General features: G+C 37.9%; 13 protein-coding genes. 12 read left to right on the forward strand and 1 reads right to left on the reverse strand.

The genetic code is table 11. From position 1 onward, the window contains the following. Positions 1-28: 28 nt before the first annotated feature. From AC2JBO_RS03905 to AC2JBO_RS03925, 5 genes are all read left to right on the forward strand, one after another. Positions 29-1852: a sensor histidine kinase gene (locus tag AC2JBO_RS03905; protein WP_496952314.1), complete on the forward strand. Its 1824-nt coding sequence runs from the start codon at positions 29-31 to the stop codon at positions 1850-1852. 1 nt (position 1853) lies between these two features. After that, entirely contained in the window at positions 1854-2738 is an 885-nt protein-coding gene (locus AC2JBO_RS03910) for a DUF1338 domain-containing protein (protein WP_496952315.1), read from the forward strand. A gap of 165 nt (positions 2739-2903) precedes the next feature. Further along, on the forward strand, positions 2904-3689 hold the full coding sequence (gene cysE / locus AC2JBO_RS03915; protein WP_496952327.1) for a serine O-acetyltransferase: 786 nt from the start codon (positions 2904-2906) through the stop codon (positions 3687-3689). A gap of 430 nt (positions 3690-4119) precedes the next feature. Further along, the gene (locus tag AC2JBO_RS03920; RefSeq protein ID WP_496952316.1) at positions 4120-6051 is read left to right on the forward strand and encodes a HEAT repeat domain-containing protein; all 1932 of its coding nucleotides are present in this window, start codon (positions 4120-4122) and stop codon (positions 6049-6051) included. A 91-nt stretch (positions 6052-6142) separates the two neighbouring features. Next, positions 6143-6706: a Uma2 family endonuclease gene (locus AC2JBO_RS03925; protein ID WP_496952317.1), complete on the forward strand. Its 564-nt coding sequence runs from the start codon at positions 6143-6145 to the stop codon at positions 6704-6706. 500 nt (positions 6707-7206) lie between these two features. Here the strand turns inward: AC2JBO_RS03925 and AC2JBO_RS03930 are convergent, their stop codons facing one another. Next, positions 7207-7788: an Npun_F5749 family FMN-dependent PPOX-type flavoprotein gene (locus AC2JBO_RS03930; protein ID WP_496952318.1), complete on the reverse strand. Its 582-nt coding sequence runs from the start codon at positions 7786-7788 to the stop codon at positions 7207-7209. A gap of 142 nt (positions 7789-7930) precedes the next feature. Here AC2JBO_RS03930 and nrdJ point away from each other — a divergent pair, with 142 nt between their 5' ends. The 7 genes from nrdJ to AC2JBO_RS03965 all read left to right on the forward strand — a co-directional run bounded on the left by nrdJ (position 7931) and on the right by AC2JBO_RS03965 (position 19257). Continuing rightward, positions 7931-10228 (forward strand): ribonucleoside-triphosphate reductase, adenosylcobalamin-dependent, encoded by a 2298-nt coding sequence (gene nrdJ, locus AC2JBO_RS03935; RefSeq protein ID WP_496952319.1) that lies wholly within the window; start codon positions 7931-7933, stop codon positions 10226-10228. Between the two features lie 264 nt (positions 10229-10492). After that, positions 10493-11176 carry a hypothetical protein gene (locus tag AC2JBO_RS03940; protein ID WP_496952320.1) on the forward strand — a complete coding sequence of 228 codons (684 nt, stop codon included), beginning with the start codon at positions 10493-10495 and terminating at the stop codon, positions 11174-11176. 79 nt (positions 11177-11255) lie between these two features. Beyond that, positions 11256-12341, forward strand: coding sequence for an effector-associated domain EAD1-containing protein (locus AC2JBO_RS03945; protein ID WP_496952321.1), 1086 nt, complete (start codon positions 11256-11258; stop codon positions 12339-12341). A 244-nt stretch (positions 12342-12585) separates the two neighbouring features. Continuing rightward, positions 12586-14016 carry a VMAP-C domain-containing protein gene (locus AC2JBO_RS03950; RefSeq protein WP_496952322.1) on the forward strand — a complete coding sequence of 477 codons (1431 nt, stop codon included), beginning with the start codon at positions 12586-12588 and terminating at the stop codon, positions 14014-14016. Beyond that, the gene (locus tag AC2JBO_RS03955; RefSeq protein WP_496952323.1) at positions 14013-14996 is read left to right on the forward strand and encodes an AAA family ATPase; all 984 of its coding nucleotides are present in this window, start codon (positions 14013-14015) and stop codon (positions 14994-14996) included. The genes AC2JBO_RS03950 and AC2JBO_RS03955 overlap by 4 nt, the downstream gene beginning before the upstream one ends. Continuing rightward, complete coding sequence (locus AC2JBO_RS03960) at positions 14993-18100, forward strand: SAV_2336 N-terminal domain-related protein (RefSeq protein WP_496952324.1); 3108 nt, start codon at positions 14993-14995, stop codon at positions 18098-18100. Before AC2JBO_RS03955 ends, AC2JBO_RS03960 begins: the two co-directional genes overlap by 4 nt. A 167-nt stretch (positions 18101-18267) precedes the next feature. Beyond that, positions 18268-19257, forward strand: a complete 990-nt coding sequence (locus tag AC2JBO_RS03965; RefSeq protein WP_496952325.1) for a hypothetical protein — start codon at positions 18268-18270, stop codon at positions 19255-19257. The last annotated feature ends 184 nt before the right edge of the window (positions 19258-19441 follow it).

Consider the following 19441-nt stretch of genomic DNA (forward strand, 5'->3'; position numbering starts at 1 on the left):
TATTTTTCGGATATAAGGTTATCTTCCCATGCCTCCAGCTAATTTTGTTTCCAACCATGCAGTTACTAAATGGCTAAGTCGTCTAAAAGTAAGTCAAAAGATAGGCATTGGTTATGCCATAACGATTGCGATTACAATTATTGGAACTTCGATTGGGTTTATAGCAGTAGATAAGCAGTATCAAGCAGTGCTTAAACACCAAAAAGATAGCGTTGAAGAATTAGAAATAATTAATGACTTAGTATTTCAATCTGCTGAAGTTCAAAAACATCAGCTTTTATTTGCATCACTATTAGATCAACCAAAAGCTTTATCTGATAACTATCAAGCTTTTTTAAAACATAAACAAAATTTTCAAACTAAATGGAAAGATTTTCAAAATTTGACCGAAATATTTAGTAAAAGCCATGATTATGATGAACATGAACATCAACATCTAGCACGTTTAAAAAAAATCATTCATAAATACGAACAAATTCCACAGTTGTACATGGAAGAAGTTGACAGATTTGTAAATGAGGTAAGTCTTGATAAACAATTTAAAGATAATAATTTGCTCAAAATTAAAGTTATCAATTTTGTCAATACCCCTATAGCAATAGAACTAAATAATTTTTCTGATGATTTAGCGTCATTAAAATCAGAAGTATACAAAGACTACGAAGTAAATAAAACCGCCCATAAGAAAGTCGATCAGTTACGTTTACTAATTACTGCGGCAATTATGGTATTATCACTTTGTTTAGCAATGATTTTATCTATATATATTAGTCGCGCGATAGCATATCCTTTACAATTGGCAACACAAACTGCCGATAAAATTACAAAAGAATCAGATTTTAGTTTGAAAGTGCCAATTATTACCGAAGATGAAGTAGGAGTTTTAGCACGTGTGATTAACCAGTTGTTGGAACGAGTAGGAAATTTGCTCAAAACTCAAGAAGAATATCGTCAAACTTTAGAACAGAAGGTTTATGAACGAACTCAAGCACTACATTTAAAAAACCAAGATTTAAATACCACACTGCGAGAACTAAAACAAACCCAAGCACAATTAATTCAAAGCGAAAAAATGTCTTCTTTAGGACAACTTGTAGGAGGGATAGCTCATGAAATTAATAATCCTGTCAACTTCATACACGGTAATATAGCTTGTACAAAAAGTTATATAACAGATATTTACAAACTACTAGAATTATACCAAACAGAGTTTTCTAACCCACCTCAAAAAATCCAAGAAGCAATTATTGATATAGACCTTGACTTCCTGCTCGAAGATTTAAATAAAAGTCTTCAGTCAATGCAAACAGGAACTACTCGTATTCGGGATATAGTTCTTTCATTACGTAATTTTTCACGTTTAGACGAATCTGAAATCAAGACAGTAAACATTCACGAAGGAATTGATAGTTCGTTAATTATTTTGCAAAGTCGTTTCAAAGCAACAGAGACACGTCCAAAAATCGAAATAATCAAAAACTACTCTGAACTACCTTTTATAGAATGTTATCCTGGGCAACTTAATCAAGCTATTTTGAATCTACTGAACAACGCTATCGACGCATTAGAAAATCAGCAAACACCAAAAATAAATATTTCAACAAAACTCATAGAAAAAGACATTGATAAATATATTAACATATACATAATTGATAACGGAGTTGGAATGACCGAAGAAGTAATATCAAAATCCTTCGACCCCTTCTTCACAACAAAACCAGTAGGACAAGGAACAGGTCTAGGACTATCAATCAGCTATAAAATCATAGTAGAACAACACAAAGGTAAATTATACTGTAACTCCACACCAAAACAAGGAACAGAATTTATAATCGAACTACCCATAAAATAATATGACTTATCCCGCATATATCACCAACTTCTGGAATATACTATGGCGCCAATACGTAACAAGAGTCAACGGAGCGCGCGTATATCAAGACATGATAACTTCTTCGCATGGAACAGTAGCGAATGACCATATTGCGTTTCGTTCACTGCGGTTAAACATCGACACCAATAACGGTAAAATAAATCTAGGTATAAAAATATTCGAGCCAATCCTGCGTACATTTGGTTACGAAGCAGCAGACGAGTACTTATTTGCAAACCACCTTTACGCGCGTTACTACCGTCATCCTCAACAAGAAGAATATAACCTACCAAAATTATTTATCAGCGAACTAATAGTATCCGAACTACCATCAGACATAGCTACATTAATATATGACACAGTAAAGAGCGCTAATCTTGAATACTTTAGCAACTTTGAAGCGGCACCTGATAATGACCCAACAGAAATATTTACTCGTCCGTGGCAACCACCATATTCCTCTTGTGTAGAAAAAGTAAACCAAATAAGTCAATACGGAGCATGGGTACTGTTGCACGGGTACGCAGTGAACCACTTTACAGGATACGTTAACCGTCAAAACACTCCCAAATATCCGGATATAGAAACCACCGCAAACGCATTAGCGAACTTAGGAGTTCCAATGAAAGCGGAAATAGAAGGGGTAGAAAGCGTTGGTTTACGGCAAACGGCAACGCAAGCAGTTACTGAGTTAGTTACAGTTAGAGATGAAACCAACCAAGAGGTATTAATTCCTTGGACTTACGCTTACTACGAAATCGCCCAGAGGTATATAGTAGAGGTTGAAAATAAACGAGAACTGTTTGATGGCTTTCTTGGTAATAATGCCAAACAGTTATTTGAAATGACCAAATTTCATCAATAGTGCTGAGTGCTGAGTTCTGAGTGCTGAGTATTCTAACTTTTAACTCAGTACTCAGCACTTTCTACTCAGCACTCATACTCCTTATCTATCGACTAAGGGGAGATGACGCCAAAAAACTATAATATTAAGATAGAGCTATTTTGCCAAAACGAGGATGTAAAAAACGTGTTATCTACACTCCTAGCCGACTTTCGCATTATATTTGAGCGCGACCCTGCTGCACGTAACTGGTTAGAAGTAATATTTTGTTACCCCGGTTTGCAAGCACTGCTCTTTCATCGACTTGCACATCGATTATACCGCCTAAATATTCCCTTTATACCGCGCTTCATGTCGCATATTGCCCGCTTTTTGACGGGTATTGAAATACATCCCGGCGCCACTATCGGGCAAAGTGTATTTATCGACCACGGCATGGGTGTAGTAATAGGAGAGACAGCGATTATCGGTAATTTTGCGCTGATTTATCAAGGTGTTACGCTTGGTGGTACAGGTAAACAAACTGGTAAACGTCACCCGACTATCGGTGAAAACGTTGTTGTTGGTACAGGCGCCAAAGTTTTAGGTAATATTGAAATTGGTAACAACGTTCGTATCGGCGCCGGTTCTGTTGTATTACGCGATGTTCCCTCTGACTGTACCGTAGTAGGTGTACCAGGACGTATTGTATATCGCTCAGGTGTGCGCGTAAATCCACTCGAACATGCTAGTTTACCAGATGCTGAAGCCCAAGTAATTCGAGCGTTAGTAGACAGACTTGAGCAACTCGAACAACAAGTAACAGAGTTAAAACAAGCACAAAACAAAGACTTGGCGCCGGATAATGTACCCGTATTTGCATATGCAGGTGTAAATAATCAAACATTTGATGACCCAAAAACCAGTATGGGAGAATCCTGTCGCCTCAACAATAAAATAATCGAAGAATTTCTCGACGGTTCAGGAATTTAAATTTGGTATGTTGTAGCACAGGCGTCCCCGCCTGTGTGGTTATGGACTGTGCAGTGACATATATTTTTATTACCGATGTGTTAGAAAAACGAACCGCAAAGTACGCAAAGTACGCAAAGAAAGAAAGTAAAATATATATTAAATTTTTAATAGGGTTACTGTGTACTTTGTGTCTTTGTGGTTAAATCCACTTGTTGCATAAGTGTATCGCCTGTACAGTAATATATATTTTACCATAGAGACACAGAGTACACTGAGAGAGAAATGAACCACAAAGGCACAAAGGACACAAAGTAAGAGGTAAGAAGAGAATACTCCCCAAAATTAATGATACGAACCGCTACTTCAACTACTTGCACAATTTAGAAATTACGATTAATATCATTCTTACAAGTCGTTAGCACCCCACAGATTTGGTGGGAAGGAGGCGATGAATGAATACAAACGCTTCTTCAATCACATTCCTGGTAATTTAGAACAAAGTACTTACCGTGTCTTTGAACCAAACAGCAAAGCCGAAATTCTGAATTGGTTTAGTCGAGATGATATTTCCAACGTACAGAAAGATGAGTTTATCAAAGGGCTTATTAAGTTTGATGATAATTGTGGAGACTTTTACCAATACCGCACGTACTTTCTAGCTGCCGAAGCTTTAAGTTACTTCCCATCTTGTTACAGTGATGTAATTGTAAATCAATTGCTCAACTGGAGCTATGTTTACTTTGGCTGGCAAATAATACCCAAACCATTACGACGAGCAGCAAGAGAAGCATTAAAAGTCACTGACAAGCAACGAGTTATTGCAGCATTTACAAATTTACTGCACACAACTACAAGTCGGGTAACACTGAGACAAGCTGCTGTGGAGTTAGGAAAACTTGATGTAGGCAATAAAACTGCCATTGCTGCATTAATTCTATTGCTCGATGTTAGTAAAGACGAACATACGCAGCAAAGAATAATTGATAGCTTGGCAAGTATAGGTCATGGTAACGAAAATGTAGTCCAAGCTTTAATAAGTTTTCTAACCAAAACATCGAATGTATCTCTTTGTTGGAATACTATCACAGCTTTAGGCGCCATAGCTTCCAGTAATCAACAAGCTATCAGAGTTCTCGTTGACCGATTGAACAATAATGCTTGCCATAATGATAATGATTACTTTAAAACAGCAATCACATTATGGGAGCTAAACCCACATAATTTAGTTGCACAAAAAGCTATTGTTAAGATTTTACATACCACTAATGATTATAATCTAATTAGTGTGATTATGCATAACTTGTTAGAAATTAACTTTAATTTTCAACCTGTTATCAAGATATTATCTCACAAGCTAGCATCTGAATTAGAAGATGTTCGCCTAATTTGCGCGTTTTATCTAGCTAAATTGGATGTTGGGAATCAAGCAGCAAGACAAACTCTAATTGAAATTATCACAGAAACAGAAAGTTCACATCTTGATAATAAAGCTTTTAGATATCTCTTGCAATTTTATCCAAACCATGAAGATACTGTTGCTGTTTTAACTGCAACACAAAAACTTCATGAAAATAGAGGCTTCTTTTACGCTGTTGCTAAAAATCTTGATGCAAGCGCTTCAGCACATAAAACTTGTATTGATACTTTAATTTTTAGTATACAGGAAAGTCTGAGTAAAGATGATTGCTATAATGCCATTAATTTTTTGAGATATCTTGATTTCAAAGGTGATGTATTAGGACGTGATAGAATAATTAACGCTTTAATCACGTTTCTACAAAAAAACCGAGGTGACAATATTTGTCTTAGTGCTGCTAATGCTCTTTTAAATATAGACCCAGGTAATGAGACAGCAGTTAATATTCTTTTTGAAGTATTAGAATTTAATCGCTGTGAATGGGCTTGTGAAAGAACTAAAAATATTTTATTACAAGCTGGTCACTACCATCACCAAGTTGTTGATAAATTAATTGATTTAGCTTCGTCACACAAATTCTTTCATTCAGATAATATGTCTCAGGCTTTTAGATACTTGGAGTCAATCAAAAACAACCAAAATTATAAACATGTAATTGATACAATGATGAAATCTTACTTGGAGTTGTTTCAAGACTCTTTGGCGCCGGAATACGAAGAAGAAAATAGTATTAGTCCTTGCCAATATTTCTCTTATAACTCTCAGCTTATAGAACTATCTGATAAATTAACCTGTGTCTTACAACCTCAACACTTGCCACAATTTGTTAAAAGCTTGAAAAGTCATTTAAATAAATCTACTTATAATAATGCTTCTTATCGCTATGAAGCTATTTATAACCTGATTTATTATTGTGCCCAAAACATGAGTTATGTTAATTTTTGCTATGCTTGGCAACATTAAAGCAAGTCTAACTCGTAGCGGCGCCACTTTAAGTTTTTACAACTAGCTAATATATTGATTATGACTCCCCAAGTCAAGAAGGTGAAATACAATGGTACAAACGCCCGCTAAACCTTTGACGCTAGAAGAGTTTCTGCAACTTCCAGAGACTGAACCTGCAAGCGAATATATTGATGGTCAAATAATTCAAAAGCCAATGCCACAGGGAGAACACAGCACTATTCAAACTGAACTAGCTAGCACTATTAATATTGCTCTCAAACCTCAGAAGATAGCGCGCGCTTACACAGAACTTCGCTGTACATTTGGTGGACGCTCGGTTGTACCAGATATTAGTGTGTTTTTATGGGAGCGAATACCTCGTCAACCTAATGGTCGAGTGCAAAACATCTTTCCGATAGCACCCGACTGGACAATTGAAATTTTGTCACCTGAACAAAGCCAAACTAAAGTGACGAAAAATATATCTCATTGCTTAAAATATAAAACGAAAATGGGATGGCTAATCGACCCAGGTGAAGAGTCTGTATTGATATATTTACCTGACCGATTAGTTGAAATTTTTGATGAAAAAGACCAGTTACTTCCTGTACCATCTTTTGCTGATGCGTTTCAGTTAACTGTAGGTGAGTTATTTGGCTGGTTGATTGAATAATTTGCGTTAAAGGTAAAATCAATTATTTGTTTAAATTCACGTTGTAGAGACGCGATTAATCGCGTCTCTACGTAAATTTGTCTGAAAAAATTTTACCATAGAGTCACAGAGTACACAGAGAAAATTTACGGCTAACACTCTTTTAAGTATTCACCCAGGTAATCAAACAGCGATTAATATTTTAATTGAAGTATTAGAAGTAAATCGTCATTCATGCATAGAATTAAATTTTTTTAAATCCCTTAACTCACATCTTGCACCAACGTATTAATACTCATTTTTAATTGTTTTAATAAACATATATTTTTCTCAACAATACGAAAAATTAGGGTTATTAGTCTGCGTAGGCAGGCTTTGTTCGTATAGTCCCACCCTTCTAGAGTGTAGGTGCAAGATATAAGCCTCCGACTGGCGCCGTAAACGCTCCAGTAAAATATGGAACTTGCACATTTTTTGGAACCCTTACTATATATGGATTTTTTGAATGTGCAAGTTAGGAGTTAAGGATTAATTTCTATACAAGTCCAATTTCCTAAATTATCGCGCGTATATAAGTAGCGGTTTTGCGGTTCTCCCCGTAACTGTAAATGGTCAACCTTTACCGGGTCGAGCAACAATAAACAAAAGTTGGGTAAAGGATTCATTGCATCGGGTAGTGGTGGTGCAAATGCTTCGCTGGTCGCTCGCTCTTTACCTGGATGTGCCCAAGCAAATTGAACGCGCGCATTATCAGATAATTCTTGCCAAGTTGACACGCGCGCTTTTTGAAGTTCCGCATCATTATAGTCGGCGCCTATGAGTGTTAACTTTCCAGCGAGCCGAAATTGTTCGCGCGTTTCTGTAAAATACCAGCAAGCTTCTGCAAAAGGTTGATGGTGTATCTGGTCAATTTTTTGACTCCGACTATCAATAATTATTTTCAACTGGCTTGTATTATTTAGAAAACCGCGAAAGACTACTGTACGATTAGTAGGATATCCGTCCGTTTGGACAGTAGCGAGTTGAAAGTAACGAGAATAAGGTTGTTTACGATTACGATGTAGTACACCAGTGAGAGTTTGATGCCAAGGAGCAAGTGCCATAACAAATATTTATTTTACATGGGAACGAGTATTTATAAGGTAGAGCGTAATATCCCATATTTGGCAATCCTTTTTTCGCAGCGCTAGTTAACGTATAGTCTTAATCTGTGAAGAAACGTCTGAAAGAAGCAAGACTTGTTTTATGGTTCGAGAGCTTGAGCGTAAACCCCAGAGTGCAAAATTTCCAGTTACAGCCCCTGCTGCAAACCCCGTATTTTTTAGAACCTATAGCCGTCGTAACGAGCTAGGGATGCGGGAAAGCTGGGATAAGGTGTGCGAACGTACTATTAATAGTTTAGTTGAATTAGGTAAGTTAACACCCCAAGAAGCGGAACTCCTGACCAAAATGGAGCGTAGTATAAAGGCATTACCTAGTGGACGCTGGTTGTGGGTAGGTGGAACCGACTGGATAAAAAAACCTACAAACTTCTCTGGAGGGTATAATTGCACTTCAACTAACCTAGAAGATTGGAAAGCCTTCGGGTTAATGATGGATTTAGCAATGATGGGATGTGGAACTGGCGCCATCCTAGAACCGAAGTATATCAAGAAGCTGCCACAAATTCGCAATAAGCTAAATGTAATATTACAGGGAGAAATAGGCGCCACTCCTATAGAACAACGGCGTGAAGAAACAGAAGTACTCCGCGAAGCAAATCAAGTAACTATATATGTAGGCGACAGTCGTATTGGTTGGGTTAAGTCATATCAAACTTTACTTGAACTCTCCACCGACGCGCGTTTTACAGACGAAGTAAAAGTTATAGTTGACCTTAGCGATGTTCGTAAAGCAGGTGAAACACTAAAAGGATTTGGTGGTGTTGCAAATCCTGTAAAATTGACTGAACTTTATACAAACTGTGCTTCAATTCTCAATAAAGCAATAGGTAGACAATTAAACTCTGTTGAATGCTGTTTATTAATTGACCAAGCTGCTGTATGTATAGTAGCCGGAAATATTAGACGTTCAGCTGGGATTCGTCAAGGCGCCAGTGATGATGCTTTATTTGCTGATGCCAAAGCAAACCTGTGGCAGCAAGACGCAGAAGGTAACTGGCGTATTGACCCAGAACGTGATGCATTACGCATGGCAAACCATAGCCGCGTATTTCACTACAAACCAACTAAAGAAGAATGTATTGATGCAGTACGTAAGCAATATTACAGTGGAGAAGGCGCTATTCAATGGGCGGGTGAAGCAGTAGCGCGTTCCAATTGTGACTTACTATCAACTAGAGAGCTAAAAATAGATTTTCTCAAAGCCTACTCCCAAGGGCAAGCAAAACAGTGGTTGCAAGAACGTTATCCTAATATAGATGACAATGAATTAGAGCATCGTTTAGGAAGATTCGGTTTAAACCCATGTGGTGAGATTATTGGTTCTAACTTCTTTTGTAACTTAGCAGAGGTACATTTAAATTTACTCGACCCTGATAATTATAAAGAGCAAGAAGAAGCTTTTACAGCAGCCGCTTTATCTGTAGCAGCACTGTTACACCACAAATTCCAAGAACCACGCTATCAATATAGTCGTGAACTCGACCCTATTGTTGGTGTTTCCTTTACTGGACTATTCGACTTCTTTGTTCATGCATTTGGTGTTGACTGGTTACGTTGGTGGGAACAAGGGCGCCCAGAAACATCCCAAGGTTTGATATTTAAAGCCGAAGAACAATCATATCTAACTCGCTGGAAAAATATCGTTCATAAAGCAGTATGGGAATACTGTGACAAACACGGTTTAAAACGTCCAAACCGCTGTACAACCGTTCAACCTAGCGGCACAAAATCCTTACTTACAGGTGCCTCTCCAGGTTGGCACCCACCCAAAGCCCAGCGTTTTATTCGCCGTATCACATGTCGTAAAAATGACCCTGTAGCTTTAGCTTGTTTAGACTATGGGTATCCAATTGTGCCTTCGCAATCAGACAAAGACGAAAACGGTAACTTGCTGAACGACCCATTCGACCCACGTTGTACAGAATGGCTAGTAGAAATACCCGTTGCAGTATCTTGGGCTGATATACCAGGCGCCGACCAAATCGATATCAGTAAATTCAATGCCTTGGCACAAACAGATTTTTACATGCAGGTGCAAAAATCCTATGTCACACACAATACATCAGCCACCATTGAATTAAGAGAAAACGAAATCGAAATTCTTGGCACCCGCATATACGAAGCCATCCGCGACGACGAAGGATACATCAGCGCTGCATTACTCGCGCGTTTCGACGACCTGCAAACCTTCCCCCGCTTACCGTTTGAGCCAATATCAAAAGACAAATACGAACAACTAAGCCAAGAAGTCGAAAGGCGCCGTAACACCGATGATTTTTATAGCGCTTTAAGAAAATACGACTTTGGCGAAATGTCAGAAGCAGGCCCCGCAGGTTGTGACTCCGACAAATGCATGATGCCAGAACAAAGTCCAAACTAACTTACACTTTCTTAGCCCCCCTTATTAAGGGGGGTTGGGGGGATCAATAAACATGAAAGCTATCACCTACAGTATAGATTTATTAATGCCAGGATACAAAATATTTACAACAATATAAAGAACTTTTAATCCCCCCTAGCGCCCTTAATAAGGGGGGAATAAGAAAGGGGGGATTATTTATCTAGTACTATACTTTTGGAGAATAAAACCGCCCTACTCCCTTATGATAAAATTTACGCTGTACTTTTAATTAAAAATTTATAAATGGTTCAACAAGAATGGTTAATTGATGAAACCGTAGCCCTTGATAGTCAAGAAGAATCCGTCAGTCGAGGCATTAGTCGAGAATCAGCCAGTATATCAGAACCAGTAAATCTCGCAATTCGACTCCAAGATATTTTTATTTGGGATACAAAAAAATGGTTTGGTGATGCCGAAATGCGTTTAGATGTGCTAGTTTTACACGGTAACGCCACACCAGGAGAACAAACTAGTATTTACACACCGCAAACCTTCCGTTTTCCCGGAGTTAGAAGTGGTGACCGCTTATCCACAGGTGAAAATGGTTTACTAATTTTCTACGGTCAAGCATTACATTTCTTAGATATTTTTATTACAGTATCTCGCGACCGCAAAGACTCTGACGACTTAGCGACATTGCTTAACGAACAATTTAAATCTACAGAATTTCAAGGTGCCACAGCAACTTTACTTGGACTAGCTATTGCGGCGCCACAAGTCGCAACAATAACAGGGGCATTAGGCGCCGCATCAGTAATAGGCAACGCGACATACCAAGTTTTACGTAAAATAACAGGTGATACAATCGGTTTATATCGTACCTCCTGGCTACAAAACAGAGACAACTTTGGTATTGGGCGCCATCCTAAATCTGATTCTCACCATATCAAAGACCTCTCATTTTGGTACGAGATACTTCAGGAATAAACCTGGCAACGGATGTAACGGATGTAACGGATGGTTTATTTGTTACAAACAAGATTATAAATTAGTAATAATGTAAGAAATGAAACTGACAGGAACCCAGTATAAGCAGTTTACCGAAGCTTTGCTCAACGCTTTTCCATCTCAGCAAAGACTTACTGAATTAGTAAAATATCAATTTGGGAAAAACCTTAACGTTATTGCAATGGGCGCCGACTTAAAGGAAATAGTATTTAAATTAATTCAAGCGGCAGAAGCAGAAGGGTGGACTGATAAACTAATTACTGGTGCCCGTGAATCAAATCCTCATAACCCAATATTATTTGCCTTTGCCCAAGAATTTAATCTTGCTGTATCTATGCCACCAGAATTAGCAGCAAGAGGTGCCTTAGAAAGACTAATAAAAAAGACAAATACTTTTCTCGATATTAATACATGGCGAGAGAAGTTAGGAAAAATAGAAACACAAGTATGTCGGATTGAAGTTCCTACAAATAATAAAAAAGAATTTGGTACAGGCTTCCTAATTGCGCCAAATGTAATAATGACAAATTACCATGTAGTTGAACCAATAGATTCAGGCAAAGCAACTCCCAGTAGTGTAATATTGCGTTTCGACTACAAACAAGCTGACAATAAAGTTCTCAACCAAGGAACTGAGTACAAATTAGTAGAAGACGACTGGCTAATTGATAAAAGTTCTTACACTGAAAATCTTCTACCAACTCCTGATGAACTAGATTATGCATTATTACGAGTAGATGGAACTCCCGGAGAAGAAACTGTTGCTCAAAACTCTGTTCCTGACTCTCCAGCGCGCGGGTGGATAGAATTACCTACACAGTTCTACGACTTTTCGCCTAATACTTCATTATTTATAGTGCAGCATCCCAACGCCCAACCGTTAAAACTCGCTTTTGATACCGAAGCAATTATTGGCATCAACGAAAATCGTACAACCGTAAAATATAAAACCAATACTGAACCAGGTTCTTCTGGTTCACCATGTTTCGATATAAACTTGAACCTAGTTGCTCTGCACCATAGCGGAGACCCCGACTGGAAGAACCCCACTTACAACGCAGGAACACCAATAAGTACAATTTGCGCGCGTTTACAAAAGCAAGGTCTACTTGAAGATATACGTAGCGGTCAACCCATGTGGTAAGTAAATATTCCGGAATTAGATATAACAAATTTGTATACAAATACGGTTGATCCCCCAACCCCCCGCGTGGAAGGGGGGCTAAGGTTTGTTTGAATATGGTAATAAGGGAAAATAAGATTATTGCTTTTTTCTTATTCCCACCTTCCGGGTGGGGAGTTAGGGGGATCACCACAAACTATTTTCAAAGCCTAGGTAGTATTGAGAGAGATTTTACGTTATTGTTAACTATATTAATAAACTAGCAATGAGTATATCCGGAAAGATTTTAAAGAAAATAGTCGGCGCCCTTATAGAAGCTTTTCCTACAAAAGAAAAGTTAGTAATGATGCTGGAATTTGAATTAAACATTGCGGAATCATATGTACCATTAGCATCTGATTATCAAATTGTTGTTTACCAATTAGTTAAAAAGCTTGACAGTGAAGGGAAAATAATTAATTTAATTGAAGCTGCTTGTAGAGATAACAAGGATAATTATAGTTTACAGTTAGTTCAGCAAAAAGTTATACCCATTATTGAATTATATCAAATTTTAGCTCCTTTAGAAAAAGACTTTATCAAACAAATAAAAATAGCATACAAATGCTGCTGTCCCGAAGATTGGCTTTTAAATGAAGAAAGTTTACTACCTCTGAACTTACAGCAAGTATTAGATAACCTTGAAGATATGCCTTTAGGAAATAATGATTATAGTACTACTGCACAGTTTATCGCTTACTTGTTAGTGGATATCAGTAGTAAATTACCGATTGGAGAAATCAATAAATTAAAGAAATGGGGTGAACAGCATATTAGTTACTTCTCCAAATTACTTGCAAAAACAAATACAGAAACAAAAAAATTACAAGAAGAACATAAATATATATCAAGTTATTTTCTTGTTTTTTTACAACCAAGTAATCAATATAAAGGACGTTATATAGTTTCTACATGGTTCATTCCTGACGGTAGTAATGGAAAATTTGACAGCTTAACAGGTGAAGGTTATTTACAAGTTATTAAAGAAGAACTAAAAGAACAACAAGAAGTATTTTTTTTAAAAGAAATACCTAGCTTATTACAATCACTTTTAATACAAATTTCTGAGCAGCCAACTTTATCTCGTCGTCAAACAACGCTTGAATTCTTTCTACCTCAAGAACTACTTAACGAACCAATTGATGCATGGCAAATTCAAGCAGATGATGAAGACCTACCTTGTCCAATAGGCAGTGAATATAAAGTTTTGATTCGTTCTAGCAAACGTTTAGCTAAATACCCCTACAAAAATGATTGGGTATATAAGTGGGAGTTTATACAAAAGCAAAATTGTCCTCAGTGTTTCCTAATTGGTGACGGTTTTTCTCATCAAGAATTATATTCTATATTAAATCCAGACAACGCATTGGCTTTAAAATTAATAAATTGTCCCTCGTTAGAAGTTTTTCAAGTTATAAACAAAACGGCAATTCCTGTTGCATTATGGATAAGGGAGGAACTGCAAAATTTAAATATTCAATCTGAACTTGATGATTTGTTACAATGCCCTATCGCCGAACTACCAGAACGAGTTAAAGCCAAACGTTTAGAAGCTTTTCCTTTAAACAAGCAGAGTCACATCGGGCATCATATCTCTTTATTATGGGAAAATCCTAATGTCCTACCACCGCAAATCGAATACACACTGCCATCATGACATCTTGGAAAATCTTTCAAGGCAACCCCGAAAATCCTCATAATGGAATTACACGCCTTCCTGAACCTCCAAACTGGCGCTGCTTTGACAAAGAACAACGCGGTGCAACTTATCAAGCTAAAGGTGAGGAAGTTGAGTTAGTTAATGCAGCGTTATATTTACGGCGCCCATTATTAGTAACAGGCAAACCAGGAACGGGAAAAACTTCTTTAGCTTATGCAGTGGCTAAAGAGTTACAATTGGGTGATGTATTGCGATGGAATATCACAACTCGCTCAACCTTACAGCAAGGACTATATAGTTATGATGCGATAGGTCGATTGCAAGATGCTAAAGGTAGCGGTAAAGATAATTTAGTTGAGATTGGTAAATATATAAAGTTAGGTGCCTTGGGAACAGCTTTACTACCCTCGCAAAAACCCAAAGTACTATTAATCGACGAAATCGATAAAAGCGATATAGATTTACCCAACGATTTACTAAATATCTTTGAAGAAGGACAATATGAAATTCCAGAATTAAGCAGAATAGCTGACTTATTCTCAGAAATTACTGTACAAACTAGTGATAAGCTAACTACAACAATTAAGCAAGGGAAAGTGCAGTGTCAGGCGTTCCCCTTTATAATCCTTACTAGTAACGGTGAACGCGAATTTCCACCTGCTTTTTTACGTCGTTGTCTAAGATTAGATTTACGCGAACCAACCCCTCAAGAATTAGTAGCCATAGTTAAAGCCCATTTGGGTAATGATATTATTGAAAAAGCACAGCCAATAATCGAAAAATTTATACAACGGCGTAACCAAGGAGACTTGGCGACAGACCAAGTGCTAAATGCAATATATATGTTAACCACTACAGATAATACTTCCGACTCGCCAATGGTTGATTCTCATGATGAAAATAACCAGAAAGACGAAAGAAAAGCACAACTCATTGAACGCTTGCTGCAATATTTAAACGCGACTGGAGGAATATGATTGAGCGTATTTCTGAAATTTTACAACAAGCAGGATACGACCTAAGCGCGCGCGAATTAGCAGAAATTCTCTGGTTAGCAGTTCATCTTGATGAGTCTCTTACAACCGACCAGCAACCATCAATTCCAACGCAACAACGGGAGCAAGGGGTACTCTCAGAAGATCGATCCCCAACAGAAACTTCAGAGTTACCACCAACTTCCCAATCAAATGAACCTGTGAGTAATGTTTTTCTTCCCTCTACCGTCAAGTCCTCTTCAAATACTTGGGAAGCTAGAGAAACTGTTTCGATCAAAATACCAGCAGCTTCTTCGTTGCGAGATTCTCTTGCATTATCTCGCGCGCTGCGTCCCTTAATGCGGAAAGTTCCTTCTCCTACAGAAAATATACTCGACGAAGAAGCCACTGTTTGCCGTATTGCGGAAGCGGATATTTGGGCACCAGTCCTTAAACCTGCTCCTCAAAGATGGTTAGAATTAGCATTAGTAGTTGAGCAAACGAGTACTACTGCTATTTGGAAACAAACTATCACCGAACTGCAAAAATTATTAATACATCATGGTGCCTTCCGAGATGTAAGAACTTGGAAATTAGAAATAACAGGCAACAATATACAGCTATTTCCACAAAGCAGTATCGGAAGTTATAGTACAACCCCTTATAAACCAGAAGTACTAATCGACCCCAAAGGTCAACGTCTAATATTATTAATCACTGATTGTATTTCCCCAGCTTGGCGAAACCGTTTAATCCATCCGGTTCTAGATTTATGGGGACGTAAAGGTTTAGTAACCATATTAGAACTACTTCCCGAACGCCTTTGGGAACGCACAGCGCTAGCATCAGAAATTCCTATTCAACTACATTCGCTCAACCCTGCTGTATCTAACTCGAAGTTAATAGCAAATGGGGAATTGGAACTAAATTATGGAATCAAAAATCAAAAATCAAAAATCAAAAATTATATTCCTGTTATTACTTTAGAACCTGAACCGTTACACATATGGTCAAAAGTACTAGCAGGTTCAGGTAATTTAACAACAGCAGGATTCAAATTTTCTGCTTGTAATAACTCAGTAAAAACTCCCCCCACCACTCAACACTCAGGACTCAACACGACTCACTTAGTTAGTAGGTTTCGTGCAACAGCTTCACCGATAGCACGCAAATTAGCTGGACTAATAGCTGCTGCTCCGATTAGTCTACCTGTAATACAGTTAATTCAACAAACTCTACTTCCTCAGTCAGGACAAATACACGTAGCAGAAGTTTTGATGAGTGGATTACTCAAACCTCTACCAAATGTCCATCAAGATAACAACCTTAATTATATTGAATACGATTTTATTGAGGGAGTTCGAGAATTACTTTTAGATTCTGTACCAATTAGCAAAACAACTTCAGTTATTGATATGGTATCCGAGTATATAGCTGGACAACTTGGTATATCAGTAACAGAATTTAACGCGCGCTTACTTACACCTTCATCTCAAACCAATGATACTCTCGAAACCCAAATTCGTCCCTTTGCACAATTAAAAGCGCAAGTTTTACGACGTTTAGGTGGTGTGTACGCTCATATTGCTCAGAAATTAGACCAAATATCTCAACCTAAAATTGAATTAATCTCTGAAACAGGAGTAGATTATACCAATCTACGTAACTTACTAGCATCAGGAAAATGGCAAGAAGCAGACGCAGAAACAGCAAATGTAATGCTCAAAGCAGTAGGAAAAGTACTATTATCCAACCAATACCAATTTGTATTCTCAGATGATATTGCTAAGTTCCCTTGTATGGATTTAAACACTATAGACCAACTTTGGGAAACCTATACTCAAGGACGCTTCAGCTTTTCTGCACAAAAACGTATTTTACAAGAGGTAAGCAGCACAACCACAAACGATAATGAAACAGCTATTAAATGGGGAGAACGTTTAGGTTGGTACGTCGATAACACGTGGTTAGACTTATTTACTGAGCTTCAATATACTTTAAATGCTCCACCCGGACATTTCCCAGCACAGTGGTTACCTGATGTTTATATAACAAAACCCAATACAGATACAGATATATCTTCGTTTCCAAGTTTTGTTTGGCGATGTCTAACCACTTTGATTCAGAAACTTGTTGATTGTAATTCTAATGACTCAGCGCATCAACTATCAAAATTTGAGTTTAATGTAATTACTGTAAATCGACACGGAGAAGAAATCAAGCAAGAACGGCGCCAAGCTCAATATTTGATCGAATATTTAGGTAATAATACCACTTTAGAAATGGTCGCTATTTCTGGTGGCAAATTTATGATGGGTTCACCAGAGGGAGAAGGATATGAAAACGAACGTCCGCAACACGAAGTTACTATTCCAAGTTTCTTCATGAGTAAATATCCTATCACTCAAGCACAATGGCGTGCGGTCGCAGGATTACCCAAAATTGAACGTGACCTCAACTTAGACCCATCTTATTTTAAAGGCGATAATCTTCCTGTTGAATGCGTCTCCTGGTATGATGCTATGGAGTATTGTGCTAGGCTTTCTCAAAAAAATGGTCGCTTATATCGACTTCCATCTGAAGCGGAGTGGGAATACGCATGTCGTGCTGGAACTACAACACCTTTCTATTTCGGAAAAACAATTACCGACAAGTTAGCAAATTATGATGCGAGAGGTACATTTGCTTCGGAACCAAGAGGAGAGAAAAGAGGAAAAACAACAGTGGTCGGAACCTTCCTCCCTAACCCTTTCGGCTTACATGATATGCATGGGCTAGTTTGGGAATGGTGTTTAGATACTTACCACGATAATTATGAAGCCGCACCTAGTAACGGCAATGCATGGGTAGGACAGACTGATAGAAAAAGTAAATCCTTTGAGCAAAATCAAGGAATTGTTTCAAGGTTGAGCAAATCATGGAAAGATGTTCTTGACCGTCAAAGCGATAATGATAATCAAATAGCACTACAAAGACTGCTGCATGGTGGTTCTTGGATTAATTATCCGCGAGACTGCCGTTCTGCTTCTCGCAACTGGTTTTACCCAGACTATGTTGACAGCAACGTTGGTTTTCGAGTGGTGCGACGAGGACTCTTTAGACCTTGACACTTTTACCATCTTACCGTCTACACTTCCTTCTTTTTAATCTGAGAGCATAGCACTCTAATTTATTGTGGAAACAGATTATTTTTTAAGCAGTTCAATAATACCATATTTCACTTCAATGTTAGAACCTATAAAATTGTGTCTTGTTTTTATTGTGCAAGAAATCAATGGGCTTAAAACTTGCTGACCAATGGTTATGGGATTTTTGGATAGTTGAGGATAATAATAATAATTCCTTTCACATTTTTTACTTGCAGGCGCCAAAGTCAATATCTGATGAAAAACTACGGCATTGGAATACATCAATTGGTCATGCTGTATCTAATGATTTAACAAATTGGGAAGTTTTGCCAGATGTTTTACATATAGGGGCGCCTGGTGAGTGGGATGATTATGGTACTTGGACGGGTAGTATGTTGAAGCACGAAGATATTTGGTATTTATTTTACACTGGTATTAAAAGTTGTGAATCTGGCTTAATACAACGTATTGGGCTTGCTACATCAACTGATTTAATGAATTTTACAAAACATCCAAATAATCCTCTTGTTTGTGCTGATGACCGTTGGTATGAACTACTTGATAAAACAATTTGGCATGACCAAGCTTGGCGAGACCCTTGGGTGTTTTACGAAGATGGTTTTTTTCACATGTTAGTAACTGCTCGTTGTGCTACTGGAGAACCGGATGGTCGCGGTGTTATTGGTTACGCGCGTTCAAATGATTTAATTAAGTGGGAAGTAGGGGCGCCTATAACTGAGCCGGGTGAGTTTGGAGACTTAGAAGTTCCGTCTTTAGTAAAAATCAATAACCGTTATTATTTGATGTTTTCTGTTCTGGATACATCGCACTCGATAGCACGTAACCAGCGGTTGCAAGCACGACCTGTTACAGGTATACATTATATGGTTGCTGATAATGCTTTGGGGAAATTTCGTTTTAGTACTGACAAATTTTTAATTGGGGAACCAACAGACCCAACTGGTTTGTTGTATTGTGGAAAGGTTGTTCAATGCCGAAATGGGAATTTTTGGTTTTTGGCTTCTCGTTTAACTGATGCTAACGGTAATTTTGTTGGTGAATTGATTGACCCTATTCCTTTATCGACTGATTGTGATGGTAATTTTATTTTGTTATACGGTGAGTTTTATGACTAATGGTAGATGACAATTTTGATTCCCCTAGCCCCCCTTAATAAGGGGGGAACAAGAAAGGAAACGATAGTGTTAGCTCTATTACACAAACAACTCTTAGCTCTATTACGCAAACAACTCTTAGCCCCCCTTCCACGCGCAGGGCTGATTCGTTCCCTAAAAATCTTGAAAAATCAAGGGTTTCGCG

This window comes from Calothrix sp. CBUCES-K 9914 (assembly GCF_059640475.1).

What these genes read in the sequence shown, in the direction of transcription:
- AC2JBO_RS03905 (WP_496952314.1), top strand. Translation starts at nt 29, where the DNA reads ATGCCTCCAGCTAATTTTGTTTCCAACCATGCAGTTACTAAATGGCTA.
- AC2JBO_RS03910 (WP_496952315.1), top strand. Translation starts at nt 1,854, where the DNA reads ATGACTTATCCCGCATATATCACCAACTTCTGGAATATACTATGGCGC.
- AC2JBO_RS03920 (WP_496952316.1), top strand. Translation starts at nt 4,120, where the DNA reads ATGAATGAATACAAACGCTTCTTCAATCACATTCCTGGTAATTTAGAA.
- AC2JBO_RS03925 (WP_496952317.1), top strand. Translation starts at nt 6,143, where the DNA reads ATGGTACAAACGCCCGCTAAACCTTTGACGCTAGAAGAGTTTCTGCAA.
- AC2JBO_RS03930 (WP_496952318.1), bottom strand. Translation starts at nt 7,788, where the DNA reads ATGGCACTTGCTCCTTGGCATCAAACTCTCACTGGTGTACTACATCGT.
- nrdJ (WP_496952319.1), top strand. Translation starts at nt 7,931, where the DNA reads ATGGTTCGAGAGCTTGAGCGTAAACCCCAGAGTGCAAAATTTCCAGTT.
- AC2JBO_RS03940 (WP_496952320.1), top strand. Translation starts at nt 10,493, where the DNA reads ATGGTTCAACAAGAATGGTTAATTGATGAAACCGTAGCCCTTGATAGT.
- AC2JBO_RS03945 (WP_496952321.1), top strand. Translation starts at nt 11,256, where the DNA reads ATGAAACTGACAGGAACCCAGTATAAGCAGTTTACCGAAGCTTTGCTC.
- AC2JBO_RS03950 (WP_496952322.1), top strand. Translation starts at nt 12,586, where the DNA reads ATGAGTATATCCGGAAAGATTTTAAAGAAAATAGTCGGCGCCCTTATA.
- AC2JBO_RS03955 (WP_496952323.1), top strand. Translation starts at nt 14,013, where the DNA reads ATGACATCTTGGAAAATCTTTCAAGGCAACCCCGAAAATCCTCATAAT.
- AC2JBO_RS03960 (WP_496952324.1), top strand. Translation starts at nt 14,993, where the DNA reads ATGATTGAGCGTATTTCTGAAATTTTACAACAAGCAGGATACGACCTA.
- AC2JBO_RS03965 (WP_496952325.1), top strand. Translation starts at nt 18,268, where the DNA reads ATGGGCTTAAAACTTGCTGACCAATGGTTATGGGATTTTTGGATAGTT.